A 25278-nucleotide genomic window follows, 5' to 3' on the forward strand; every position below is an offset into this window, starting at 1 on the left:
AATTTTATTTGTGATACCTCTATGAGGTACTGAAATGACAACATTCGATCGTATAAAAAATATTGCAAAAAAGAAAGGGTACAGTAGTTTACGAGTTTTATCAGAAAATGCTGGTCTTGGGCCTAATGCTATTTATCAATGGCGTGATAAAACTCCACGAACTGATTCATTAAAAAAAGTTGCTGAGGTTCTAGACGTCTCAGTCGATTACCTACTAGGTAACACTGGCGATATGCACGCAAATAAAAAAGAGTCATCAATTAGTGAAGTAGATGTTGAAAAAGACCCTACTATTCTTTCACTAGATGGTATCGAAATCACTGATGAATACCGTCAATTTATCATTGACCAAATTCGCACTATAAGAAAAATGCGGGGTGATGATAAATGACATCTTATGTTGTTTCTAGGTTAAATGATATTTCCCTAGCGAATAACATTATCATTATTGAAACTCATAGCGATTCTTGTGACCCAGATGTAGCTATTGTTAAGGATAGAATTATCTTTATGATGAATCTTGACTTTGATACTTCTATCAGCTATGCCTTTAGATTGGCTCACGAGTTATCTCATATTTTATTTGGTGATTTTGATGCCCAGTCAGTTTATACCTTTTCAATTTACAGTCGAAAGTACGAGGAACATCAAGCTCATCAACATGCGCTTCAATTGATTACTGATATTGTTTACGAGGACACCCCTAATGAATACCGTAATTATCTTGATTTTATGTGTGAATTTGGACTTCCAAATCATTTTGAAGAATTAGTTAAAGAAGTTATTTATAAATAAAGAGGTAGTTAGCATGTTTTTATTTGGAATAATTGGCTTTATTGCATTGTTTTTCATTATTTTAGAAGGATTGTGGACTTTGATACCTTGGCTAATACTAGCCGTCATCATTACTAGCATAATTGGTTTTTTCTTAGATCATTTTGTCATAATCAGCATTATATGTGCGGTTTTAGTAGTCTTAGGAATTATCGGTTACTACGTTAATAAATATGATAATAAATAAAAAAGCCACCCGTTAAGGTGACGTGAAAGGAGATGATGAATATGTCTAACCACTATCAAGAAAATATAAGCAAGAGAGCTAAAAAGTTACTTGAAAATACGTCTGGTGAAATAAAAAAGTCCATGTCTACATATGAAACGCGTAGCATGACTAAATCTAAGTTAGGACAAAAACCTGAAGATTACATCAACTTATATGATCAACTAAAGAAAGAAATGAAACAAAATAAAAAGAATTAACACTTCTTGATTTTAACAAAATGAATTTTATTGGTATAGTCTGTTAATTCATTAATTTCTATCATGTTTTTTCTAGCCATTTCTACAGAACCAGTTAAAAACTTATGATAACTCTCTTCGTTTTCTAATGGCGTTGGTACTATCTCTAATAATAAATCTATTTGACGTTCTTCTGTTCCCTGTATTATAGGACCTGAAGAAATGAAATTTCCATCAAAATCAAAAGTAAACAGCTGCCATTGATCAATATCCTCAAAAAACGAATTGGTAGGTGGTAAATAAGCGCGTGCCCCTTTTTTTAAAAGTATTCTGATGATTTTAATTAACCAATTTATAAAAATTGGTAATAATAAAGTTCCAACTAAATCTACTATTAGCATTGAAACTAAGATTAAAATACTTACTATAATACCAAAATGAATGACGCTTAATGTTTTAAAAATCCAAATTCCAGCTTTAATTAGTAAAAAATTTATTATTGTATATACAGAGAGCCAAGCCAAACGTTCCTCTTTGTTATATTTTCCAAAATAAAGTAAATCACTCTCTTGAGCGATATATAGATTGAAAAAGCCTAATCCACCTGAAACAATTAAAAATGTAATAATTTCTTTCATGGTTTCTACTCGTACTATTATTTAGCTTATTATACAACACGTTGAATAACTTTATCAAAATAAACACGCACACCCCTATCGCCAAACAAGTGTGTACGTGCATCTCAATATTAACAAAGCGGTTTTATGCGCTTTTTACCTATTCAGTATAACATACTGGATTATTTGAAAGGATATTTTTATGAGTGTTTTTAAAACAAAAACAGGATGGCGTGCTGAAGTTACTACTTCTGTTAAAGATAAAAACGGTCGCTATAAAAGAAAAACCAAAAGCGGATTTAAAAGAATCAACCTATGTAGCTTGGAATGCAGTAGAAAAATATATTGTTGACGTTTATTTCGCTGATGTTATGTTGAGTGATATTACACGTCAGTCATATCAAACTTATTTAAATGATTATGCTAAAGGTAAGAAACGCAGTTCTGTTACGAAAAGAAATCAAATCATTAAACAAGTTATAACACAAGCATTTCACGACGGCTTAATTCAATCTGACCCTACTTTTGGAACAGTTATTCCTGGTGAAAAGCCTAAGTCAGATGAAGAAAAATTTATTCAGGTAGATGAATTTAATTGGCTTATTGATTTTATAGAATCGGATGAAAAACTGATAACATGGCGAACTTCGTTTATGATTTATTTAATTGCATTGTCAGGTATGCGAGCTGGTGAAGCATTAGCATTAACAAAAAATGATATTAATTTAATAGATCATACAATTACAATAAACAAAACGAAACAACGTTTATCAGGTGAATCTACCCCTCCTAAAACAGAATCAGCAATTAGAACAATTGCTATGCCTAAACGTTTCTTTATTAATTATCAGAAATTTATTGATGCAAAAGAAACCTGGAATGATAAAGAAGAATTATTTGATGGTCGTCGCTATGCTACCATTTGTAATACTTGGTTTGAAAGAATCGAACGTGAACATAATTTCAGTAATATTGTTTCTGTACATGGATTGCGGCATTCACATGTATCATAACTATTAGATAAAGGTGTTGATATGACCTATGCATCAAAACGATTAGGTCATCGAAATATTTTAATAACGCAACAAATTTATGCTCATTTGTTAATAGAAAAACAGACAAGTGAAGAAGAAAAAACGATTAAATTTTTAGATGAAATCTAGCATTTTTGGCTAGATTTTTTTTTTGGGATTTTGTGGGAATATTTTTAAAATTGTGGGATTTTGTGGGAATTTTATCGAATATTATAGAACACTAGCGTACTTTAACAAACAAATAAAAACCGCTATAACCATTGGCTTAACAACGATTATAGCGGTTTAATAGTGTTTATAATTTGTTTATGGCCATAGGCGATTCATGGTTCGTGGAAACGGTATCGCTTCACGAATATGTTCCTCACCTGTAATCCAAGTGACAGCACGTTCTAGTCCTAAACCAAATCCTGAATGTGGCACGGAACCATACTTACGTAAATCTAAGTACCATGAATATTCATTTAGGTCTAATCCTTGTTCTTTAATACGTGCTTCAAGATAGTCATAATCAGTATCACGCTCTGAACCACCAATAATTTCGCCATAGCCCTCAGGAGCTAGCAGATCAGCAGATATGACAACATCGTCACGGGTTGGATGGCGTTTCATGTAAAAAGCCTTAATTTCTTTAGGAAAGTTGACGATAAAGACAGGTTTTGCAAAGTGATTTGCTAAAAAGGTTTCTTCTGGTGAGCCAAAGTCAACCCCCCACTTAACATCAAAATCATTTTCCTGAAGCAAAGTAATAGCATCATCATAAGAGATACGTGGATATGGTAATTGTGTATAAGACTTTAATAAATCTTTATCACGCCCTAATAAATCCAATTCATATTCGTTACGATCCAAAACGGCTTGAATCAAATAAGCAATATAACGTTCTTGAATTTTTAATGAATCCTCTTGAGTCATCCAGGCCATTTCAGGCTCAATCATCCAAAATTCTGTTAGATGACGACGTGTTTTAGATTTTTCAGCTCGAAACGTTGGCCCAAATGTAAAGACACGCCCGAATGCCATTGCCCCAGCTTCAGCATATAATTGACCAGTTTGTGATAAGTAGGCATCTTCATCAAAGTATTCAGTATGAAACAATTCTGTGGTACCTTCAGGAGCTGAACCCGTTAATAATGGTGAATCAATTTTAATAAAGCCTTCTTTGTTGAAAAATTCATACGTTGCTGCAATCAAAGTATTACGAATACGTAGGACAGCAAATGGTTGGATATGACGCAAATATAAGTGACGATGATCCATCAAAAACTCTGTACCATGCTCTTTTGGTGTAATCGGATAGTCTTGTGAGCTACCAACAACCGTCAAATCTTTCACTTGCATTTCATAACCAAATGGTGATCGTTCATCAGCAACAATTGTTCCAACCAAATACATACTTGTTTCTTGTGAAAGTGCCTTTGCTTTGGCAAAAATTTCTTCACCAACAACTGACTTAACAACCACTCCTTGAAAAAAAGCCGTGCCATCACGCAATTGTAAAAATTGCATTTTCCCTGATCCACGTTTATTTCTTAACCAAGCACCTAAGCGGACTTCTTGGCCAACATAGTTCTTCGCGTCTTCAATGCGAATAGTCTCCATTGTTTTAAGCTCCCTTATAAATTATTTATTTTTTATAAATGACGAATTGTTTGAACTTGTTTACCGTCTGAGAATTGATAAGTAATGAAATTTAAATTATTATCTTTGTCAATAAATGTTAACTGCCAAACAGGTACTTTTTTATATATAGCAAGACCAATACTTGTTATTTTTTTAGGTTGATACTGTTTCTCGACTAACTGACGGACACGACTCTCAGATAAACCATCTGACATTTTTATTGTTGTTAGTTTATTTGACTTTCCCTGAACAATAACACCAACCGTTTGATGTTTTTTATTTTCACCGATTGCACTGTAATAAGTATGTTGTCGTGAAATTCGATAAAATTTTGAGACAGAAGTTAAATCGTTTGATTGCTTAGCAAGCTTAGTTACACGATTTCTGGCCACATCAACGGGCCTTTGTGCTTCTCCTAATATCGATACACCAATCAAAATAATAAACAAAAACACTAGAATGCCAAGTAACCAGTGTCGAAGCCGCTTACCACGGCGTCCGTGGACCGTTGATCGCATCTCCATGATACTAAGCTCCTTTACTTTAATAGTCTTGCCTACTGTAAAAATAAACCACTTACTACTTTACCAAATTTTCCAATCTTATTAAAGATGTTCATCAAAGAAATCTTTTAACTCTCTAACAACATCAGAATCATTTAATTCCTTTTGTGGTAAATTATTAGGTAACATTTTTCGCAAAGTTTTACCATAAGACTTTGTAATAATTCTTGTATCGTAAATAATAATAGCACCATGGTCCGCTGGCGTGCGGATTAAGCGTCCAACGCCCTGGCGTAATTTTAAAACAGCTTTAGGCAGTGTACTTTGATAAAATGGCTGTTTGCCTTGTGCTGTCAAAACAGCTTCTTCTGCCTTTTGTAAAACAGAATCTGGACGGTCAAAAGGTAGACGAGCAATAACTAATAATTTTAGTTGGTCTCCAGGTAAGTCAATACCTTCCCAGAAACTAGCAGCACCTAAAACAACGAGATGGTGTTCACTTTGCATCCGTTTTCTGATTTTACCACGAGTACCTGTAATTCCCTGTGCTAATAATGTTAACTGTGTTTGTTGAAATTTTCGATTACTTTGAATATGATTATATACTTGGCGAATTGTATCTAAAGAATTGAACAGAACTAATGTATTTTGATTTATAGCTGTTGTGACATCAACTAACTGTTTGGCTAAATAATTAGCAAAGTTCACACTTGTTGGTAACGGTGCATTCTTAACCATAATCAAATCAGCTTGATTTTTAAAGTCAAAAATATCTGGATAATGTCGTACTGTTGCCGTGTCTTTATCCAAATTCAAACGATCATACAAGTAGCCAGATTTTGTAGAAGTAAACAATGTTGCACCAATAATTGTTGGAGGCATAAAGTGTGGATACACCTTCTCTTTAAAATAGTTTAATGTATGCAGTAGGCCACCACTTAATTGTAAATTACTACTATCACGATTTTGTGATTCAGTTAACCAGAAGATACTAGCATCTGGAAAGTCCACTAAATCTTGTTGGAAAGTCATTAATTGTTTTTCGTACTGTGTAATACTATCTAATAATCGACGGAAATCAGCCAGTTGTTGGCGTTCACCTAATGAAAATTTGCCTTTTGTACCGCTGAACTCTTTTAGTAATAACTGTAAGGTATCATCTAGATTTTGTACTTCATCATGAATCGTTTTAACATGGTTCGCTTGATCTACCCAAAATTGTGCAAAATCATTATTAGCTAAAGCAATTTCATACCTTCCTTGTGTTGGTGGGGTTCTCTTGTTAAGTAAAAAACGTCGATACAAAGCAACTTGCAACTGTGGAATTTCATTTGCTAATTGCTCTAATGAGCGTAATAAATGATTTCGTAGCTGTTCACCACCAACTATATGTCGTAATATATTGCCAATTGCTGGTTGAACGTCTTGTAAAATAAGATTAATAGCTGTTTGTACTCTGGCAATCCAGATTTGAATTGGCAAGTGGTGCCGACTTTGTTCCAAAATGGCAGCTGGCAAGTTTTGCGCTTCATCAATGACTAAATATGGCGGATTTTGTTTTGTGCCCAATTCATTCGCGTATTCTGCTAAATAATTATGATTCACAATCAGAAATTGTGATTGTTGTGCCAAAATGTGCTGCCGTTCAAAAAATTCATAACCATAAAACGGTGAACCAATTGGATTATTGGCATTTTGTGACAACTTTGCAATAAATTTTTGCTGGGCATTCATTAGATGTAATTCATCAAAATCCCCTCTCGTTGTTTCTGTTAACCAAACTAAAATTTGTGCTTTGATAAATTGTAGTGAAGTTGTTCCCTCATCAATTTGTAAAGAGCGCTTAAAACTTTGCAAATTCAAATAATGTCGTCTTCCTTTTAAACTTACTGCTCGTACCTCAAAAGGTAAAATATCATGTAAAACAGTGTTAACAGTTTCAGTAATTTGTGTTTGCAAAGTAATGGTTGGTTCTGTCACAACAACTTGTTTTTTATTATCATTTGCTAGGTAAGCATACGGTAATAAAAAGCCAAGTGTTTTTCCCATACCAGTAGGTGCTTCTGCAATAAAAGCTGATTCACCTGGCACTTCCGATAAAACGGTATTAGTATAATGATTTTTGATTGCGTTCATTAACTTAGCCTGTTGCTCACGATAGACTAGTTTCTTGCCGTAAAGCTGCTGTTTAGCTGCTCGTTTTGCTGGATACGACTCTCCTTGCTTGGGTACGAGTACCTCAGGATCACTAAATCGGCGAATGGCTAAACCATCAATAACTTGCAAATGTTTTGGTAAAGGTCGCCGTAACGCTTTTGCTCTGAGAAGTACTTGTTCAAATAAATGTGCTGTATCTTGTGGTAAAACTAATGGTAAATCAACTAATGCTTGTAGCGTGACAATCGGTAATTTTTCAAGGCGATCCATTATTTTAATTAATAAAGCACCTGTTGCTAAAGCATCACTGTCAGCCTGATGTGGGTGACCATGCGATAATGATAAATATGATGTTAAATCGACTAAGCGAAATCCCGGTGCCGTTGGCCAAACAATTTGACTTAGTGTTACCGTATCAATCGCTGTTAACCGTAGTGGTGATAAACCAATTCGCTGAAATTCAGCATTTAAAAATGGTAAATCAAAGTTCACATTATGCGCAACGAAAATAGTGCCGGATAACATCGTATAAATTGATTCTGCAACATCTTCAAATACGGGTGCCTGTTGCACCATTTCTTGCGTAATCCCAGTTAGCTGGATAATATTACGCGGGATTATTTCATTTGGGTTAATTAAAGTTGAAAATTGATTAATAATTTTTTTATTCTGCACGAACGCAATCGCAATTTGGATAATACGGCCTGATTCGCTCGTTGTACGGGTTGTTTCAAGATCAACAACCGCATAGATGTCTTTATTTAGCATCGAAACGTACCACGACTTTCTCTTTGTAATCTTAGCTTGATTATAGCATATCTGCAGTCTAAAATTTGCCTTATATAACAATAAATTATTTACCTTTCATATAAAATACATTATAAAACGAACAGTTGACAATATGTAAAATTTCATTTATATAAAGTAATTTAAGCTAGAATCAGTAATATGAATGATGTAATTAATCAATGAATTTGGTATGATTAAGAAAGCTAAAATAAAAAATAGAATGGATTGGTAATTTCAAAGTGAAAAAACCAGGAATCGGCGTCAGCCATGCCAAAGTTATTTTACTTGGCGAACATGCGGTCGTTTATGGCCAGCCAGCTATTGCACTTCCTCTGCCGGATTTGGCAATGACTGTTAAAATCGAATCACGTGAAGCAGGACAAATTGTGCTATCACAATCTTATCAGGGCCCATTAGAAGCAATGGCGGAAGTCTATGAAGGGATTCGACAATTAATCAATCGATTATTAAAGTATTTTAATTCAGATGAAATGCCTTTTACAATGACGATCACATCAAATATTCCACAAGAGCGTGGCATGGGATCGTCAGCTGCAACTGCAATTGCGATTGTTCGTAGTTTTTTTGACTTCTTTGATAAGCCTTTATCAAAGAAAGATTTACAACGTTGGTCAAGTATTGAAGAAGCCATCACTCATGGATCTCCCTCTGGACTTGATACAGCAACGGCCGCACACGATCAGGCCGTTTGGTTTGTTAAGGGTAATCAACCTGAAAAGATTGACATGTCATTAGATGGTACCTTAATCATCGCAGATACTGGCATTCAAGGGCAAACTGGTCTCGCTATTTCAGTTGTTCGTGAACACTTGCTAAATGATCCTGAAATTGCCCAACATCACATCGACAAAATTGGTGAAATTGCCCGAAATACACGCTTGGCAATTTCAGAAAATGATTTACTTAAGGTTGGTCATTTTATGAATAAAGCACAAAAACATTTGGCTGCATTAGGTATTTCTCATCCTAAACTAGATGAATTGATTACAGCTGCTCGCAATGCTGGTGCTGTGGGTGCAAAATTAACCGGTGGCGGTATCGGTGGGACGATGATTGCAATTACTAAAGGTGAAAAACAAACAGCACAAGTAATTAAAGCGCTAGAAGAAAGCGGTGCACAAGAAATCTGGACACAGAATTATAATCATCATTAGTTTAGGAGTATCTATCATGCATTACACGGCTCGTGCGCACACAAATATCGCTTTACTGAAGTATTGGGGAAAGGCTGATGAATCAATTATTACCCCTACAACGACGTCAATTTCACTAACGCTTAATGAATTTTATACTGATACAACTGTCTGGTTCGATAAGCAATTGACCACTGATCAGTTAACTTTGGATAATGTTGCAATTACTGGCCATGAGAAAGATAAAGTTAGTCGATTTTTAAATTTAGTACGGCAAAATGCAGCAGTTGATTCATATGCCCACGTTGTTTCTAATAACCATGTTCCAACCGCTGCTGGACTGGCCTCATCTGCATCAGCTTTCGCGGCACTAGCAGGTGCTGCCAGTAAAGCAGCGGGATTACAACTAACACCATTAGAATTATCTCGACTAGCACGACATGGTTCTGGTTCTGCCACTAGATCAATCTTTGGTGGCTTTGCCAAATGGATTCCTGGTGATGATCAAACATCAGTTGGTAGTTCAATTTCTGAGACAGTTAATTGGCCGATCCAACTCATGACTGTTATTGTCAGTGATCAACCTAAAAAAGTTGGATCACGTCTTGGTATGCAACATGCTAAAGCAACTTCCCCTTTTTATAATGATTGGGTAACATTAGCAAATTCACAAATAGATGACATGATTGTAGCTATCGAACAACATGACTTAATGAAATTAGGCGAGCTTGCTGAAGCAAATGCATTACAAATGCATGCGATAAATACAACTGCCATGCCACCCTTTAACTATTTAACAGATACAAGCTGGCAAATCATTATGATGGCGCAAAAATTACGTGCAAATGGTATTCCTGTGTATGCCACTATGGATGCAGGACCAAACGTTAAATTAATTTCACGTCCAGATGATTCACTAAATATTAAAAAAGCACTTTCAAAAATTGTCTCACCTTCTCAGGTGATTGTTGCGACACCCGGTCCTGGTATTAAAATTGTTGTAGGAGATACTATATGATAGTGACGGCAAAAGCACCTGGTAAGCTATACTTGGCAGGAGAATATGCAATTACATTACCAAGGCAACGTGCCATTATTTTTGGTGTAAATAAATATATCACTGTAACAATGCAGGAAATTTCTGGTAATGACGTTCAGTTAGAAAGTGACCAATTAGGAACTTATAAATTTTCTTTAAATGATCTTCATAAAAATATAGTCTCTAATCAATGGCAACTTGTTTTGCAAACCATTCAAGTCATTTATGACTATCATTTTACGGATGATCAAAAGTTATTAGCAGTAAAAATAAAAATAACTAGTGCTCTTACCTTTGAAGGTAAAAAATTAGGTCTTGGTTCATCAGCAGCTGTTGTCTCAGCAATAATCAAAGCTTTCAATACACTATGGCACCTACATTTGACGAAACAACAACAATTTAAACTAGGTGTTATTGTCATGCTATCACTTCCCCAATTTTCCCATGGATCTATGGGAGACTTGGCGGTTGCGGTATACGGTGGCATGATTTTATATCAAAAATTTGACAATCATTCAGTTGCAGAGTTAATGAGAAACATGCATGATTATAAATCAATAATTAATACATATTGGCCAGAGTTAACTATCACAGAACTATCGTGGCCATCACAATGGCAACTGGTTATCGGCTGGACTGGCGAGCCTGCCGATACACAGCAATTATTGGATACCGTCGTATCTACAAAAGAAAAAAAGCACGCAAAAGAGACCTTAGCAGCGCAAACATTACCTATCATAGACAATCTCGTTAAAAGTATTTTGACTGTTGATTTTTCATTATTGATTAAAAATATTTTGGCAAATCAAACGAGCCTCATTAACTATGCTGATCAAGTTAACATTGATTATTTAACGAACAATCTTTTTAATGCTATGCTTATCGCAAAAAAGATTGGTGTGCCTGCTAAAATATCAGGTGCTGGTGCTGGTGATAATGTTGTTGCAGTGGCCATTAATAATAGTCAAGTAAAGTCATTGAAACAGTCTTGGCGTCGCGCAAACATTGTGCCATTACCTTTAGAAATCGCAATATTAGGAGAATAATAATGGAATCAGCACACGCACATCGAAAAGATGAACACCTTGCATTAGCTGAAGCAGAATTTCGACGACATGTGCCAGTATCGTCTTTGCAACAAGTTCGACTCATTCATCAAAGTTTACCCGAAATAAAAATTAATAAGGTATCCACAGCTATCCAGGATGAAAATTTTAATTTTACAACGCCTTTTTATATCGAGGCAATGACTGGTGGTAGTGAACGGACCGGGGAAATAAATCGTCAATTGGCCGAAGTGGCAAAATCAACGGGTATCGCTATGGCTGTTGGATCACAAAGTATTGCTCTAAAAGATACATCTGCAATCAAGACTTTTACTATTGCACGTGAAATTAATCCAGATGGCTTCATCATGGCAAACATTGGTGCTGGTCATTCAGCAAGCTCTGCTCAAAAAGTTGTTGATATGATCGATGCAAATGCATTAGAAGTACATGTCAATGTTGCCCAAGAAATTGTCATGCCTGAAGGTGATCAAGAGTTTGTCTGGCTTGATAATATTATTGACATCATTCATTCTGTATCTGTTCCTGTTATCGTTAAAGAAGTCGGCTTTGGTATGAGCGCCCAAACAATTAAAAAATTGTATGATAATGGTGCAAAATATGTCAATATTGGTGGTCGCTCGGGAACTAATTTTGCAATTATTGAAGATCGAAGAAATCGTGACAAAAAATTAGGTTATGATTTTTTATATGATTGGGGACAAACGACTGCAGAAAGTCTATTAGATACTCAGTTACTGCATGAAAAACCTGTTATTTTTGCAACTGGAGGTATTCAAAATCCTCTTGATGTCTTGAAAGCACAAGTTTTAGGAGCAACGGCTGTTGGTATTGCGGGACATTTTTTACATACTGTATTACAGCATGGTTCTGAAGGCCTAACCCAAGAAATTAAAACCTGGCAACAACAATTAAAGGAATTATATGCATTAGTTGGTGCTGATTCAATAGCTGATTTAAAAAAAGTTCAGTATGTGCTATCACCTGAATTACAAAATTATCAACAACAACGACACTTATAATATTAATGTTTCGGTAGCGTTTACAAAGGTTTTATTAAGTCGTTAAAATGAATCTTCAGTTTGCTTAATTTTTCACTGACTTAGTTGTTAATAGCGTAAAATTAAAGTATGAAAAACTTGTTAACAGAAAGTATTCGTCAACAAACAGACGATCAAATTATTGATGCAACACTAACCTTGTTACAAAGTCACTCCTATGACCAACTTGCGGTTACAGAAATTGCCCGTAAGGCAGGCGTGTCACGGATGGCTTTCTACCGCCATTTTGGTACAAAAGAAGCTGTCATCAAGGAAATTGTTTTGCAATTGACCCAAGATTTTGAAAAAGAAGCGAATGCATTACCAATAGATGTTAATGAAATTTCAAGAGCTTTTTTTGGCTTTGTTAAGGCGAATGGCATTACAATCGCTGTCCTGTTAAATGCCGGATTACGTGAACAATTCTATCCACCCTTACGTGATATTCTACATGGACTTTATGCAGAATTATTACAAAATCAAGTGACATTTAACCAGTCTATTGATTATGTCTCTGACTTTACAGCATCTGGGATGTTAGCTTTAGCGATTCGCTGGATTGCCACTGGTGCTCATGAATCAATTGATCAAATGGTTCACATTGCAAATGAAATGACAAATGCACAACATGCTAATATTTAAAAATCACCTGATAACGATTCCGCTATCAGGTGATTTTTTATTTATTACTTTTGATTATGGTGTTGTTTACCAGCATTACGGCCGCCTTTAGCCTCGTGTTGGCGTTCTTGAGCTGTTTTGGTAATATCCTTACGCCCATTACTTTGCTGCTGCTGTTGCTGTTGCTGTTGTGCAGCTTGCATTGCTTCAGCAAAGCGACCAGTTGGTTTTGATTGAATTTTACCTGCTAAGGCATCATCAACAACATCTTTAACTTCAAAGGTATCAGCAACATGTGCTTTAAGTCTTGGACGCCAAAGAATAATGATTAATGTTTGAAGAATAATAACTAATGCACCAGCAAAGAAATATAAAGCAATTCCAGCATTAGTAACCCACGTCATAAATAGCATCATGACCGGCATCATAAACATCATCATTTGCATTTGCTTTTTTTGTTCTGCTGGAATACCAATTAATGATAGATATGCTTGAATACCATATGCAATCGCTGTTGCAATTGCTAAAATCGGTGCATGTGACGACAAACTGATTCCAAAAAATGATGCATGAGCAATATCATTTGAGTATCTAATCGCAGAATATAGCCCCATAAAAACCGGCCATTGAATAATCAATGTCGTAAAATTCATGCCACCAAGCAACGAAACATTATTTTCTCGATAAATAGTCATCATGGCTTGTGATGCCAATAATTGCTCTTCTTGCGTTTGTGCATTCTTTTGTGCATCTTGGACCTTTGCAAGTTGTGGTTGTAATAAACGCATTTTTTCTTGCTGAATCGTTGCGTTTCTTTGTTGATGGATCATCATTGGTAGCAGCACTAAACGTACGGCGAGCGTTAAAATAATGATTGACCAACCAACGGCATTGGCGCCCCCAATTGTTGATTCTGACCAGTTCATAAAGTCTGTCAAAGGCGTTTTTAAGAAATCAGCATGGCCAGTAACAAACAAAACGACTAGTACAATTAATAATATGGGTGTTAAACCTTTAATTTTCATGGAATGTATCATCCTACCTATTTCATTTTTTCAAGTAATAATTATATCACGAAACATCATATAAGTTGCGAATCTTTAGCGATTGCTTATAACTGTTAATAGATTACGAACGAAATTTATTAACAATTGATGAAATGTCTTTAATAACTAATGACATTGTACCATCTGGCTTATTAATAAATTCTACCTTACTCTTATCTTGATAAATTTCTATTGGAATCGCAATTTCAATACCAGAATCAAGTTTAAAACGTTGCAAACTGTACTTTTTTTCAATTCTTTCAGTATTTGGTACAGCAATATCATTATAAATTTCTTTGTGAACAATTATCTCTTGATAAGCATGTTGAGCCGATATATTACCTTTAAATACAGATTCTGCAATAGCTGCCGTTTTGATTGCACCATCATCCTGAACATTATCAAAAATAACATTTTGGGTATCCGCCAATACTTCATGTTCTGGTATATCAAATCTGCTAGCAACTGATTTTACAACTTGCTTAATTGCTTGAATATTATCTTTTGTTGACTTACCTGGTTGTATTTGCAAAAATTTTTCTGAAAAATAATTCGTTCGATGACCATCAATTAAATAACGTTTTTCTACCAACATATATTCGCCACTCATTAAATTTATAATGATACCCTCGTCCACTTTTTGAGTTGCCGCAGGTAAAATAGCCTGATTAAGAACAAGATTATTGACGAGCTTCTCCTCATGATACTCAACAATATGCGTATATCTTGGTGTAAAATTTAGCTTTAAAATCCCCCAAAAATCGTTTGTACCTTCTGAAAATTCAACAACCAATAAATCACCAGCCGGAATTGACTCATTTTGTGCAATTATTTCATATAATTTTTCTGCTAAATCTGTTGCTTTTTCAGTAAAAGAACGTTCATCATTATCTGAAATGATTTTTGAAATCATATCATTATCAGTCAGTTGTCCAATTTTATAATCACTTGTTTCAAATTTTTCAATTAATTTTTGCACATAATCATGTAAATTTGGTTGAGTAATATCCAATTCATTTTGTGATGCAATTAAATTCCCACTATTTTTGTCTAAAACGTGCAATATCACGTGCTTTATAATCATATTTTACTATCCTTCACAAATAAAAAAGCAGGTCGATAGACATACAGAATTTTCCTATCGGACTACCATGACCTGCTAATGTTTAACTTTTCTCTTGATGCTTAATGGGAAGTGTAATTCTAAAAATAGAACCTTGCCCAATAGCTGATTCTAATTGAATACGGCCGCCGTAACCTTCTACTAGTTTTTGCGCGATACTTAAACCAAGACCATTCCCACCTTGTTTACGTGAACGTGCTTTATCGACACGATAAAAACGATCAAATACACGACTAGCATCTTCGGGGCTGATACCTTCACCAAAATCTTGAACGGCTAATTCGACAATGTTTCCCGAACGTGATGCTGCAAAATGAATTTCTTTACGATCCTGACTATACTTAACCGCATTGTCTGATAGAATAATCAAAATTTGTTCTAAATGATCGCGGTTCATATTAATAATTGTAGGCCCCTTTAAATCATCATCAATCCAAAATGAAAAATCCGGATGGATCATTTTAAAGTTTGTGTAAACGCCATTAATTAATTCCTTTGCATCTGTATCACCTTCACGAAAAGTTAGCTCTACTTGATCAGCCCTAGTCAGATCAAGCATTTCTGACACCAATCCTTCCATTCGACTAATTTCTTGTAATGAAGCCGCAATTGATTCATTTAAGACTTTTGGATCATCTTTTCCCCAACGGTTTAATAATTCCATATGCCCTTTTACAATCGCTACAGGTGTTCTTAATTCATGGGAAACATCTTCAACGAACTGATGCTGTTGCAAGATGAAGCGTTGCATACGATCAAGCATAACATTTAACAAATCAGATAGGTCTGTTAATTCATCAGGTTTACGTTCTTCATTAGCAACACGTACTTGTGATTGTGGATCATGATTAATCGTATCAACCGTCTTTTTAATGTTGTCAATTGGTCGTAAGAAAAAACCAGCTAACCAGTATCCCCAAAGAGCAATTAAGAAAAGACCAAGTACAATTAAAATCGCGATAATTGAATATACACGATTAAATGTTTTATGATAACCAGTTAAATGATTTTCCACAACAACATGACCAATAATATGATGCTTATTGTCACGTAATGCTTGATGCCCAACCAACATTTTGACGCCCTCAATACGTTCTATTTGAATCACACGTTGTTTGGTCTTATTGAAGGGTATTCTCGCACCACCAATTGGATAAATTTGAGCACCATTTTTATTATAAACTCTAATTGTATAATCTTTACGAGCAATCTGCTGTAACACTGGATCATTAACGACCTGATTAAAATCAGTACTATGCGGTCGTAACATATTATCAATTTTTGATGGTAACATCTGAGATTCATTGATGTGTTGCAAACGATTAGTAACAGCTGTTAAAGAGCTATTGACTTGTTGTCTTTCTGTTTTCATCATTTGTGTTGCAAAAGCTTGCATTACAAACCATGTAAATATAATAAATATTAAAAAAACACCAGCAACTGATCCAAGAGCCCATTTCCATTTCAAGGAAAGACCTTTACGTTGTGGTGTTTTTTCAACAATGGATGTTTGCCTATCCATTAACTTTCCTCCAAATTACTGGCGCATAACATAACCAGTACCGCGAACTGTTTGAATATAAGATGCTCTTGAATCAGGTTGATCAATTTTATTGCGTAGGTAACGAATATAAACATCAACAACATTTGTTTCAATTTCTGAATCGTATCCCCAAACCTTCTTTAATAACTCCTCACGTGATTGGACAACGTTAATGTTTTCCATCAAAATTAATAGCAATTCATATTCACGTTTTGTCAAGTTAATAATTTCATTACCTCGACGAGCAATGCGATTCTCTTTTTCAACAGTTAAATCACGATAGCGCACAACACTTTGGTGCGTACTATGTTCTTCGGTTTCAATATCAATGCGACGTAACAAAGCACGCACACGAGCTAATAATTCTTCAATGGCAAATGGCTTAACGACATAATCATCGGCACCATAATCTAATCCTGAAACACGATCAATGACAGAGTCACGTGCAGTCATCATGATAATTGGTGTGTTTTTTTCTTCACGCAAACGACGTGCCACTTCCAGGCCACTCAATTCGGGTAACATCAAGTCAAGTAAAATTAAATCGTAATCATTTCCTAAGGCAGCGTCTAAACCACCTCGTCCATTATCTTCAACATGAGTCTCATAACCCTCGTGCTGTAGTTCTAGCTCCACAAAACGCGCTAAATTTTCTTCATCTTCAATAACAAGCACACTACTCATACGCTATACCTCTGGTTACTTTCTTACATAATACGATGCCATTCTACAACTATGACATAATTTACATTAATCATAACATGATTTTCTAATAAATCATAGTTTTTCCCTATCAGAGTCAAGTTTTTGATGCTTTTGATAGATCAAAAAGATGCCGATTGTAATCGGCAAAGTTATCATCACACCTAATAGTGCATATAGAAGTGACAACATAGAAGATGTAAATAATTTCGCATTTAGAATGTCACCGAGAGTATATTTCAATTTACTAAATAGAACTGCCAAACTTAAAAAATCAGCCAAAAATCCAAACAATACGGTATTAACAGCTGTACCAATAATTTGTTTACCTAACGTTTGTCCAACATTAACGAGCGCTTTATTTTGTAATTTTGGATTATCTGCTAATAACTCACCAATACCAGTTGCAATGGCAACAGAGGCTTCAGCAATTGCGCCCAATGTTGCTAATAAAGCAGCTACAATACCTAATGTACCAAAATTAACATTAATTGCTAATGATAAGCCTTCCAAATCTTCAGAATTTTCCTCAGCAAATCCTTGCGTGACCGCAATATGTTCAGTTGGCAAAATTACTGCTAATAAAATTAGCATAACAATAAAACTAGCAATAAGTGCGATGGTTGTTGTCCGTTCATCAGCACCAGCGCTTAAAACAGTTACAGTTAAGAGACTTGTTCCACCAATTAGTAGCACCCAAAATGCATTAAATTGAAAACTAATTAACATGATCATAATAACCATAATGGCAAAACTGATCCATAAACTAATAAAGGAACCAATGCCCTTTATTCCACCAATCATGAGCATTAAGACAAATAGTATAACTGATAGCATCATTAAAACACTCATAATTAGATACCTGCCTTTTTTTGTTGCCACTGATGTAATAACCAGACCCAAAAGATACCAGCTGGTACAGTTAATACAATCCCAATGGCACTGATTAGTGTTTGTATCATGCCTAGCGACAGGTTCATTGTATAAGTGAAGCCCCAATTATTACCATTTCTTAAGTACAAAATTGCCATTGGAATTTGTTCAGCGATAAAAATTAAGAAAAGTGTGTTACTCAGTGCGCCGAATATTTCTTGTCCAACATGGCGACCAGTAATTAATAGTTCTTTTATGCCAATATCTGGATGTTCCCGTTCAACGCTAAACAATGTCGCAATCATATCCGTTGCTTCATCCATAACTGCACCAAGTACACCAACTAATGTCATTGATAGAAACATTGGTTGTGGTAATTGTGTAATAAAAGACATTAATTCAAAATGCAAACCTTTACCATTAGTTATTTTAAATACTATCACACCGATTAACATGGCTAAGGTCGTAGATGTTATCACAGTCAAAAGTACTGTCCACGTTAATTTATTTTTAATACCCATAACAAACATCAAGGTCATTGCTGAAGAAATGAGACTAAACAAAATAAATAGCCAAAAAATATTGGCGTCTTTTGTTAAAAGGTTTAAGTAAACTGTTAGAATAAATAACCCAACATTGATAAATAAAGATGCCGCCATTAGGCTACCTGCTTTTCCCATTGAAATGATTAGTATCCCAATAACTAGGATTAAAACAGGAATCCAAAATGTATCACGCTTAAAATTTTTAAGTCCCCAAGCATGTTCAGAACGTGATAAAAAAATTTGATCAGATCGATGCAAGGGTTGCGTAATTGCCATTGCATCATCATAAGTATTCACAAACGTAATGATTTTATCTTTTTTGTCCGTATTGAGTAATTTAACCTGTACACGTTCATTGTGCTGTTTGATGTCATTTCCATATTGATCACGCAAAGTTTTTGTTGATAATTGTTTAACCGTCGTAACTTCACCGATTGGCTGTTGATACCAACCAGCATTGTGACGTAAAACAAAAAAACTTGCAATCATCAGAAGAATCAATACAAGAAATTTTAAGATGATATGCTTTATATTTTTTTGTCTCATTTAATCAAACTCCCGACGATTTTCGCCACCCATTTGGATTTCTTTAGACAGAAATTTAATACGTTGCATTAATCTTTCTGCTTTTAATGGTTCAGCACCGTCTTTGGTTACTGTGAGATGTTCTGTTTCAAGTTGTTGCATTGAAAAATTCGAAGTAAAAAATGTCGTTAGTTCATTTTGCATGCGGTATTCTAAAATAACACCTAAAATATCATCTCGAACCCACGCTGTTAACGATTCAGCACCAATATCATCAATTACTAAAATAGGCACACGTTTAATCGTATTAATTTTTTCTTGGGGTTGTTGATCACTCCCAATGGCACTACGTATTTCAACAACGAAACTCGGGAAGTGAATGAGTGTTACTGCGATACCTTCAAGAGCTAGTTCATTTGCCATGGCGCCCATCAAATGGGTTTTACCAACACCATAAGAACCATGAATGTATAGACCCCGATGAAAATCATCAGGTGATTGGATATAATCACTAATAAATTTCAGGACGCCAGAAAATGCCGCTAGTCGTTCACCATCATGTTCAGAAAAATCATCTAAGCGTGCTTTTTTAATTAATTTTGGCATGCCAATTGATTTCACTAAATGTGCTTGCATGTTCATCCGTTGTGTTAATAGGGTTGACTCATCCGGTTCATAAATAATAACAATACGACCTTCTGTTACTTGTAAAGCTGGTGTGTATCCTCGATGAACAACAGTTTTACCAGCTTTTGCATTCTTTTGTTGTGAGTAGTACTCATATAAAACCGCAAAGTCACGTTCAATAATTTTACGTGATAATTTATCATGATTATCATTAAAAAACCGTCGTATGTCGGGATACTTAAAAACTTTCTTTTGTAATGCTTGATAGCGACTATTCAACTGCTTTTTGTCCATGAAATCTCGCAAGGCATCCCCAACATTCATTGGCGTTACTTCTGACTGATTATCATTTTTTTCAAATTTTTCTGCGCTCATCGCTTATTTCTCCTCTGGCTTCTTTTTATTCCGACGAGCACGCATTGCTACTAAAGCTTCCCTTGCTGAAGCTGCATCTGCTTTAGAAATGCTTGTGCCATGTTGATTTTCCCAATCAGGACGTGTTTCTCGCTTAACAAGATTATTTTGTTTTGACCATTTTTTATTCGATTGATTAGTTTGACGAGCTTGTTGCTTTTTTTTACGTTGTTGTAAATATTGTAGTGCACTAATGGCATCAGTAACTTGATGTTGTGTCCAATCGTTAACTAATGTTTGTAAAATCGTTTTATTTAAAGTTGTCCGTTTTTCGACAACAGTCAATTCATAGATTGCGATATTCAATACTTCTGCGGAAACAACATTCATTTGGGCAATATCAGTTAATGCTTTTACCTCATTATCAGCAACAAATCCATTATTTCGGTGGCGCAGATTCTTCAAAAAGATTAACGGTGACACAGTCTTTGCTGTTTGAATTAATAATGTTGCTGCGTCTGAAGTTTCTGCTTTGTTATTTGCTACTTTACCTGTATTAGCGTCACTTGTGTGATTGTTAGTCCTATCTTTAATTTGGGATTGTTGAAAATTTTGTTCGAGTGCTTTACGAATAGCCGGTATATCAATTGGTTTATTTGGTGATGTTGTTGCTTGAATCACACGAACCATTTCAATATCTGAAAGATTGAACAGTGTTTTTTGAAGTGTTAAGTCAACTTCATTTTCTTGTAATACTTTTTGCTTAATACCATATGATTTTAACATATCTGCCATGAAACCAATATCCAAAGCCTTCACTGCTTTCCTAATGGTGTGTGGCAAATTATCCTGATTATCTTCATTTTTATCCAAGGGTGCTTGATTGCGATGAATAAAACTTTCCTGACCAACCAAATCAAAGAAAGTTTTTGAAACATTTTCACCATTAATCGACCGCTTATCAGATAATTCATCAGTTACTAAATCATTAAATAATTCATCACCAAGATAATGTGCTAATAGACTAGATAGTAAAACATCTGAAAGAAAAGCCCGAATACTCATTGGTGGAAAAATTTGATAGGTCCATTGTGTACCAAAATTAGTTGTTTGTTGATACGATTTAACCAGTCCCATACCTTCTAATTTTTCACGAGCAATTAGAAATGTATGTTGATTCATTGCTAATTGGTCAAGTAAATCAACATGGCGACTTTTGGCCTCTTTTGTTGTACCAACTGTTGCCCAAGCCAGATATAACGTATAAGCATCACGTCCTATAATCGGTAGATAGACTTTTGTCAAAGATCGCACTGAATTCATGTCAATTGTTTCATCATATATCAGTCGATATCTTTGTTGGTTAGAAAAATTTGCCATGAATATTCCCCCTTTACTTAAATCTTATGACATACTTCTTGAATAACTTTATCTACTTGTGCCACTGTTTGTGCCACACTGCCTGAATTGTCGATAATAAAATCTGCCAGTTTTTCTTTTTCTGATAATGGCATTTGTGAAGCAATGCGTTTTTTTGCTTCATCTTTTGTTAAATGATTTCGTAACATTAAGCGAGATAATTGGATTGATTCTGGTAGCCTAACCACCATAACAGCATCAGCTCCCGCAATATTATGGTTTTCAAGTAATAATGGGATATCTAAAATAACTAATTTCGTACCCTGACGTGCTAATTCTGCTAGTTCATTGTTCATCATCTGTTGAATTAGTGGATGTGTGATATCATTCAACTTTTGACGAGCGGTATCATCACTGAATACAATTTTTCCTAAAAGCTGTCGATTAAGTGAACCATCTGCTTGTTTGACTTCATCACCAAAAGTTGAAATAACTTTAGCTAACCCAGGTGTACCTGGTGCAACAACTAATCGCGCAAATTTATCGGCATCTAAAACGGGAATGCCTTTTGATGCTAAATAATTAGAAATTGTTGTTTTACCAGTAGCAATGCCACCTGTTAATCCCAATTTAAACATTAGTGGGTCCTTTCAATTTGACAAACCGGACAATATGTAGTCCCTCTTTGTGCAACCTTGGTCTTAATTAATGGTTCACCACATCGTAAACAAGGCTCACCAACACGACCATATACCTGTAGTTCATTTTGAAATTCACCAGCATTACCAAATACATTTGTAAAACTATGTACTGTCGTACCGTGATGTTCTGTAGCAAGTTTTAATTCAGAAATAATATTTTTCCTTAATGTTGCTAATTCTTCTTTAGTAATGACATTTGCTGGTGTTAGGGGATGAATCTTAGATTGCCAAAGTGTTTCATCAACATAAATATTTCCTAAGCCGGCAATATGATTTTGATTTAATAAAAATGGTTTTATATGCATCTTAGATTTACCAAATTCTTTAATCATATAATCTAACGTCAAATCTTCTGCTGTTGGTTCAGGACCAATTGTTGCTAATCCAGCAACTGTCATTGTCTTGTCATTTGGCACAACATTCATGCGTCCGAATTTACGAGTATCTCGATAAAACAAGTCGATGTCTTGATCAAGATGAAAAGTAACTAGATCGTGTTTACCTGGTTCAGTACCAGCAGGCACCGTATAATACGATCCTTCCATTCTTAAATGTGAGACCATCGTTAAACCGTTTGTAAAACGGAATAATAAATACTTTCCACGACGATCAATTTTTAAGATTGTTTGATTACTTAATGCTTGATCAAACTCAGCAGCAGTTAACCCACCAACTGTTTTTTCCCATCTTACTTCTGTACTTAATACTGTACGTCCGGCAACTAAATTTGTTAGTCCGCGACGGACCGTTTCTACTTCTGGTAGCTCTGGCATATTTCTTGTAAACCTCTTTGCATCAATGATTTAAATTTTTATCTTAACAAAAATCTTAACTAATAATTTTCTGATTAATCTATATTAAGTTTAGCCTTACTTATTTTAGTCCTACACAATATTATACTATCTTATATTAAACATGGAAAAAAGCCCACTGAGCTATGCTAAATTGCATAACTTAGTGGGCTTTAGACTTGATGAAAATTTGTAGATTTTACAATCAATTTATTTAAGAATAGGTTTTTCATAATTTTCATAATCAACATCAAGCTGATTAGATTATAAATGTTCATACTTTTTAAAACAACATAGAATAACACAAAAAAATCCCCACCAGTCGCAATGACCAGTGAGGATTTTTATGATAAATTTTTACCTCAAAGATATTTAACTAACTAATTTTTTAATAAAGGAACAAGTTATAACATTAAAAAAATCAAAAGACTAGCTTAAAAAAATCATATAGCAAATGTAGCCCATAAATAATTAAAATAATACCTGACGTTAAATTTACACCTACCAATAAACTTTTAGGAACTTTCTCTTTAAATAAATTAATAAATAACGTTATTATAGTAAACCATACAAACGTTGCTGACACAAACCCAAAAATAAAGGACCAAAACTGATTTTGATACAATGTAGCTCTTATTGCACTAAGGGTTACCGTACCATCAATGATTGCTTGCGGATTTGCCCATGAAACAATTAAAGCATTTAATAATGCTTTTTTTACACTTGTATTATATCCTTGAGTATCATATTGTACTGATTTTGCACTACGAATAATACTATACCCCAGTCCAAAAACTAAAAAGCTTCCAATTAACATAATTGCCAGTTTTAGTTTTTCATTCGTATTAATTATTGACCCAAAACCAAAAAATGCAACCAATATAAATGTACTATTTGCAAGCCATACAAACATAGAATATAGATAAGCCGTTCTTAAGCGATTATTTATTGCATTGTTAAATATGTATATATTTTGCATTCCTATTGATCCCACTAAAGCAAATCCAATTAAAATTCCTTTAATATACACCATTTCATTCTCCTTACAAAACTTTCAATCTCTAATGACATTTATTGTAGTGTAGTAGAATATGATAATATTTGTTTTTATTAAAATACACCTTTACTGTTTAACAGATAAAGTATTATATTAAATAATTCATAATAAACACATAGTTGCAAATATTACTAGGTTTAATCATTATGTAACAACAAAAAAAGCCTTACCCAAAGTAATGGGTAAGGTCTTAATTAATTATTTAGCTAATAATGCATCAGCGTTGTACCAAATTACGCCATAACGTCCTTCAACAATGCCTGCACCATTTGAGTTGTTGTCGTATTGATCAATCGTGCCATGGTCATAACCACTCATGAACTTAACTTGGTCACCAACTCTTGTGGCTTGGTAGTTACCACGGGTCACATTATCCAACATGGCAAGTGGAATACCATTGGTCGTCCAATTGGCATCTTTGCCACCTGCAAGATCGTAATTGATAGCTTGCCACATGCCGTTCACATAAGCAATCTTATCAACTTTGAATGACTTATATGCTGTAAAGCGATTGCCAGCATTCTTAAATTGTTTAATTGCTGATATATCGTGATTTACAACAGGGGCAGTTGGTGTAATAGTTGGCGTCTTACCGTCGTCGTTCTCTGCAACAAATAAGAAATCGTTATCTTTCTTTACTGAATCAAGTTGATCAGACAAACCAGTTAATTTACCATTGTTGTTAAAAGTAATTGAGTCAGTGTCAATTAATGCCATGACAGCTTTCTCATTTTTAGCGCCTGCTTCTCTTAATGCGTTTGAGATTTCATAACTCTTCTTAGTCTCTTGCAGTTGCTGTTCAGCATTGGCCTTAGATTCATCAAACTTAGTTTGTAATTCTTTCAACTGGTCTTGATATTCACTACCCTTTCTTACGCTTTTTTGCGCATCAGCAAGTTGTGTATTGATGTCATCAAATTGTGATTTATATGAATCACGTTCTTGTTCTGCTGCATCTCTCTCTTGCTTCAGGGCATTCAAGTCATCACCATGTTCAGCCATTACTTGCTTGATTTGTTCGTCATCTAGACCAAAGCCTTTAAGCGTTTCAGTTTTCACGCTTTTCTCCTTAGCTGTTGATTAGCGAGTCAGCCCTCGCACAGATTTTTGCATTAAAAAAGAACAGTTTAATGACATATTCGGGTCAAA

At 34.8% G+C, this 25278-nt stretch carries 27 protein-coding genes; 11 read left to right on the forward strand and 16 right to left on the reverse strand.

The features are described 5' to 3' along the window. Positions 1-34: 34 nt before the first annotated feature. From ACSKY2_RS02230 to ACSKY2_RS02245, 4 genes are read left to right on the forward strand one after another with little or no spacing between them, the layout of a single operon-like run. Positions 35-391: a helix-turn-helix domain-containing protein gene (locus ACSKY2_RS02230; RefSeq protein WP_489877976.1), complete on the forward strand. Its 357-nt coding sequence runs from the start codon at positions 35-37 to the stop codon at positions 389-391. Continuing rightward, positions 388-795 carry an ImmA/IrrE family metallo-endopeptidase gene (locus ACSKY2_RS02235; protein WP_489877977.1) on the forward strand — a complete coding sequence of 136 codons (408 nt, stop codon included), beginning with the start codon at positions 388-390 and terminating at the stop codon, positions 793-795. Before ACSKY2_RS02230 ends, ACSKY2_RS02235 begins: the two co-directional genes overlap by 4 nt. Positions 796-808: 13 nt before the next feature. After that, on the forward strand, positions 809-1021 hold the full coding sequence (locus tag ACSKY2_RS02240) for a hypothetical protein (protein ID WP_489877978.1): 213 nt from the start codon (positions 809-811) through the stop codon (positions 1019-1021). Between the two features lie 41 nt (positions 1022-1062). After that, positions 1063-1260: a hypothetical protein gene (locus ACSKY2_RS02245; protein ID WP_489877979.1), complete on the forward strand. Its 198-nt coding sequence runs from the start codon at positions 1063-1065 to the stop codon at positions 1258-1260. Here the strand turns inward: ACSKY2_RS02245 and ACSKY2_RS02250 are convergent. After that, a complete protein-coding gene (locus ACSKY2_RS02250) occupies positions 1257-1877 on the reverse strand; it encodes a hypothetical protein (RefSeq protein WP_489877980.1) in 621 nt (206 codons plus the stop codon). The genes ACSKY2_RS02245 and ACSKY2_RS02250 overlap by 4 nt on opposite strands. Positions 1878-2062: 185 nt before the next feature. Between ACSKY2_RS02250 and ACSKY2_RS02255 the strand changes: the two genes are divergently transcribed. Both ACSKY2_RS02255 and ACSKY2_RS02260 read left to right on the forward strand, forming a co-directional pair. Then, the gene (locus tag ACSKY2_RS02255) at positions 2063-2869 is read left to right on the forward strand and encodes a tyrosine-type recombinase/integrase (protein ID WP_489877981.1); all 807 of its coding nucleotides are present in this window, start codon (positions 2063-2065) and stop codon (positions 2867-2869) included. 21 nt (positions 2870-2890) lie between these two features. Beyond that, positions 2891-3019, forward strand: a complete 129-nt coding sequence (locus tag ACSKY2_RS02260) for a hypothetical protein (protein ID WP_489877982.1) — start codon at positions 2891-2893, stop codon at positions 3017-3019. Positions 3020-3196: 177 nt separating this feature from the next. Here the strand turns inward: ACSKY2_RS02260 and asnS are convergent, their stop codons facing one another. The 3 genes from asnS to ACSKY2_RS02275 form a co-directional block, all read right to left on the reverse strand. Further along, on the reverse strand, positions 3197-4492 hold the full coding sequence (gene asnS / locus ACSKY2_RS02265; protein ID WP_489877983.1) for an asparagine--tRNA ligase: 1296 nt from the start codon (positions 4490-4492) through the stop codon (positions 3197-3199). Positions 4493-4524: 32 nt separating this feature from the next. Further along, entirely contained in the window at positions 4525-5037 is a 513-nt protein-coding gene (locus tag ACSKY2_RS02270) for a cell wall elongation regulator TseB-like domain-containing protein (protein ID WP_489839542.1), read from the reverse strand. An 81-nt stretch (positions 5038-5118) separates the two neighbouring features. Further along, entirely contained in the window at positions 5119-7941 is a 2823-nt protein-coding gene (locus ACSKY2_RS02275) for a helicase C-terminal domain-containing protein (protein WP_489877984.1), read from the reverse strand. Positions 7942-8201: 260 nt separating this feature from the next. On the opposite strand from ACSKY2_RS02275, the gene mvk reads away from it, so the two are divergent. The 5 genes from mvk (at position 8202) to ACSKY2_RS02300 (ending at position 12904) form a co-directional block, all read left to right on the forward strand. Then, a complete protein-coding gene (gene mvk, locus ACSKY2_RS02280; RefSeq protein ID WP_489877985.1) occupies positions 8202-9137 on the forward strand; it encodes a mevalonate kinase in 936 nt (311 codons plus the stop codon). 13 nt (positions 9138-9150) lie between these two features. Beyond that, positions 9151-10134 (forward strand): diphosphomevalonate decarboxylase, encoded by a 984-nt coding sequence (gene mvaD, locus ACSKY2_RS02285; RefSeq protein WP_489878222.1) that lies wholly within the window; start codon positions 9151-9153, stop codon positions 10132-10134. After that, the gene (locus ACSKY2_RS02290; protein WP_489877986.1) at positions 10131-11201 is read left to right on the forward strand and encodes a phosphomevalonate kinase; all 1071 of its coding nucleotides are present in this window, start codon (positions 10131-10133) and stop codon (positions 11199-11201) included. The genes mvaD and ACSKY2_RS02290 overlap by 4 nt, the downstream gene beginning before the upstream one ends. Before the next feature lie 2 nt (positions 11202-11203). Continuing rightward, a complete protein-coding gene (gene fni, locus ACSKY2_RS02295; protein WP_489877987.1) occupies positions 11204-12244 on the forward strand; it encodes a type 2 isopentenyl-diphosphate Delta-isomerase in 1041 nt (346 codons plus the stop codon). A gap of 108 nt (positions 12245-12352) precedes the next feature. Next, positions 12353-12904: a TetR/AcrR family transcriptional regulator gene (locus ACSKY2_RS02300; protein ID WP_489877988.1), complete on the forward strand. Its 552-nt coding sequence runs from the start codon at positions 12353-12355 to the stop codon at positions 12902-12904. Positions 12905-12948: 44 nt separating this feature from the next. Here the strand turns inward: ACSKY2_RS02300 and yidC are convergent, their stop codons facing one another. From yidC to ACSKY2_RS02360, 12 genes are all read right to left on the reverse strand, one after another. Then, entirely contained in the window at positions 12949-13908 is a 960-nt protein-coding gene (gene yidC / locus ACSKY2_RS02305; protein WP_489877989.1) for a membrane protein insertase YidC, read from the reverse strand. Positions 13909-14011: 103 nt separating this feature from the next. Then, the gene (locus ACSKY2_RS02310) at positions 14012-15013 is read right to left on the reverse strand and encodes a nucleoid-associated protein (protein WP_489877990.1); all 1002 of its coding nucleotides are present in this window, start codon (positions 15011-15013) and stop codon (positions 14012-14014) included. Between the two features lie 82 nt (positions 15014-15095). After that, entirely contained in the window at positions 15096-16574 is a 1479-nt protein-coding gene (locus ACSKY2_RS02315) for a HAMP domain-containing sensor histidine kinase (protein WP_489877991.1), read from the reverse strand. 15 nt (positions 16575-16589) lie between these two features. After that, positions 16590-17279, reverse strand: coding sequence for a response regulator transcription factor (locus ACSKY2_RS02320; RefSeq protein WP_489839532.1), 690 nt, complete (start codon positions 17277-17279; stop codon positions 16590-16592). Positions 17280-17372: 93 nt separating this feature from the next. Next, positions 17373-18149 (reverse strand): YibE/F family protein, encoded by a 777-nt coding sequence (locus tag ACSKY2_RS02325; protein ID WP_491737202.1) that lies wholly within the window; start codon positions 18147-18149, stop codon positions 17373-17375. Positions 18150-18151: 2 nt separating this feature from the next. Continuing rightward, a complete protein-coding gene (locus tag ACSKY2_RS02330) occupies positions 18152-19261 on the reverse strand; it encodes a YibE/F family protein (protein ID WP_489877993.1) in 1110 nt (369 codons plus the stop codon). Continuing rightward, positions 19262-20242, reverse strand: coding sequence for a primosomal protein DnaI (gene dnaI, locus ACSKY2_RS02335; RefSeq protein WP_489877994.1), 981 nt, complete (start codon positions 20240-20242; stop codon positions 19262-19264). 3 nt (positions 20243-20245) lie between these two features. Then, entirely contained in the window at positions 20246-21601 is a 1356-nt protein-coding gene (locus tag ACSKY2_RS02340; RefSeq protein WP_489877995.1) for a replication initiation and membrane attachment family protein, read from the reverse strand. Positions 21602-21618: 17 nt separating this feature from the next. Next, complete coding sequence (coaE, locus tag ACSKY2_RS02345) at positions 21619-22218, reverse strand: dephospho-CoA kinase (protein ID WP_489877996.1); 600 nt, start codon at positions 22216-22218, stop codon at positions 21619-21621. After that, complete coding sequence (gene mutM / locus ACSKY2_RS02350; RefSeq protein WP_489877997.1) at positions 22218-23054, reverse strand: bifunctional DNA-formamidopyrimidine glycosylase/DNA-(apurinic or apyrimidinic site) lyase; 837 nt, start codon at positions 23052-23054, stop codon at positions 22218-22220. The genes coaE and mutM overlap by 1 nt, the downstream gene beginning before the upstream one ends. Before the next feature lie 439 nt (positions 23055-23493). Then, positions 23494-24105, reverse strand: a complete 612-nt coding sequence (locus tag ACSKY2_RS02355; RefSeq protein WP_489877998.1) for a LysE/ArgO family amino acid transporter — start codon at positions 24103-24105, stop codon at positions 23494-23496. A 222-nt stretch (positions 24106-24327) separates the two neighbouring features. Then, complete coding sequence (locus ACSKY2_RS02360) at positions 24328-25188, reverse strand: phage scaffolding protein (RefSeq protein ID WP_489877999.1); 861 nt, start codon at positions 25186-25188, stop codon at positions 24328-24330. Positions 25189-25278 lie beyond the last annotated feature (90 nt).

The sequence above is a fragment of the Weissella sp. ESL1156 genome, from assembly GCF_058505625.1.

Excerpts from the sequence above, each read along its gene's own strand:
- ACSKY2_RS02230 (WP_489877976.1), top strand. The coding sequence starts at position 35 with ATGACAACATTCGATCGTATAAAAAATATTGCAAAAAAGAAAGGGTAC.
- ACSKY2_RS02235 (WP_489877977.1), top strand. The coding sequence starts at position 388 with ATGACATCTTATGTTGTTTCTAGGTTAAATGATATTTCCCTAGCGAAT.
- ACSKY2_RS02240 (WP_489877978.1), top strand. The coding sequence starts at position 809 with ATGTTTTTATTTGGAATAATTGGCTTTATTGCATTGTTTTTCATTATT.
- ACSKY2_RS02245 (WP_489877979.1), top strand. The coding sequence starts at position 1,063 with ATGTCTAACCACTATCAAGAAAATATAAGCAAGAGAGCTAAAAAGTTA.
- ACSKY2_RS02250 (WP_489877980.1), bottom strand. The coding sequence starts at position 1,877 with ATGAAAGAAATTATTACATTTTTAATTGTTTCAGGTGGATTAGGCTTT.
- ACSKY2_RS02260 (WP_489877982.1), top strand. The coding sequence starts at position 2,891 with ATGACCTATGCATCAAAACGATTAGGTCATCGAAATATTTTAATAACG.
- asnS (WP_489877983.1), bottom strand. The coding sequence starts at position 4,492 with ATGGAGACTATTCGCATTGAAGACGCGAAGAACTATGTTGGCCAAGAA.
- ACSKY2_RS02270 (WP_489839542.1), bottom strand. The coding sequence starts at position 5,037 with ATGGAGATGCGATCAACGGTCCACGGACGCCGTGGTAAGCGGCTTCGA.
- ACSKY2_RS02275 (WP_489877984.1), bottom strand. The coding sequence starts at position 7,941 with ATGCTAAATAAAGACATCTATGCGGTTGTTGATCTTGAAACAACCCGT.
- ACSKY2_RS02290 (WP_489877986.1), top strand. The coding sequence starts at position 10,131 with ATGATAGTGACGGCAAAAGCACCTGGTAAGCTATACTTGGCAGGAGAA.
- fni (WP_489877987.1), top strand. The coding sequence starts at position 11,204 with ATGGAATCAGCACACGCACATCGAAAAGATGAACACCTTGCATTAGCT.
- ACSKY2_RS02300 (WP_489877988.1), top strand. The coding sequence starts at position 12,353 with ATGAAAAACTTGTTAACAGAAAGTATTCGTCAACAAACAGACGATCAA.
- yidC (WP_489877989.1), bottom strand. The coding sequence starts at position 13,908 with ATGAAAATTAAAGGTTTAACACCCATATTATTAATTGTACTAGTCGTT.
- ACSKY2_RS02310 (WP_489877990.1), bottom strand. The coding sequence starts at position 15,013 with ATGATTATAAAGCACGTGATATTGCACGTTTTAGACAAAAATAGTGGG.
- ACSKY2_RS02315 (WP_489877991.1), bottom strand. The coding sequence starts at position 16,574 with ATGGATAGGCAAACATCCATTGTTGAAAAAACACCACAACGTAAAGGT.
- ACSKY2_RS02320 (WP_489839532.1), bottom strand. The coding sequence starts at position 17,279 with ATGAGTAGTGTGCTTGTTATTGAAGATGAAGAAAATTTAGCGCGTTTT.
- ACSKY2_RS02325 (WP_491737202.1), bottom strand. The coding sequence starts at position 18,149 with ATGAGTGTTTTAATGATGCTATCAGTTATACTATTTGTCTTAATGCTC.
- ACSKY2_RS02330 (WP_489877993.1), bottom strand. The coding sequence starts at position 19,261 with ATGAGACAAAAAAATATAAAGCATATCATCTTAAAATTTCTTGTATTG.
- dnaI (WP_489877994.1), bottom strand. The coding sequence starts at position 20,242 with ATGAGCGCAGAAAAATTTGAAAAAAATGATAATCAGTCAGAAGTAACG.
- ACSKY2_RS02340 (WP_489877995.1), bottom strand. The coding sequence starts at position 21,601 with ATGGCAAATTTTTCTAACCAACAAAGATATCGACTGATATATGATGAA.
- coaE (WP_489877996.1), bottom strand. The coding sequence starts at position 22,218 with ATGTTTAAATTGGGATTAACAGGTGGCATTGCTACTGGTAAAACAACA.
- mutM (WP_489877997.1), bottom strand. The coding sequence starts at position 23,054 with ATGCCAGAGCTACCAGAAGTAGAAACGGTCCGTCGCGGACTAACAAAT.
- ACSKY2_RS02355 (WP_489877998.1), bottom strand. The coding sequence starts at position 24,105 with ATGGTGTATATTAAAGGAATTTTAATTGGATTTGCTTTAGTGGGATCA.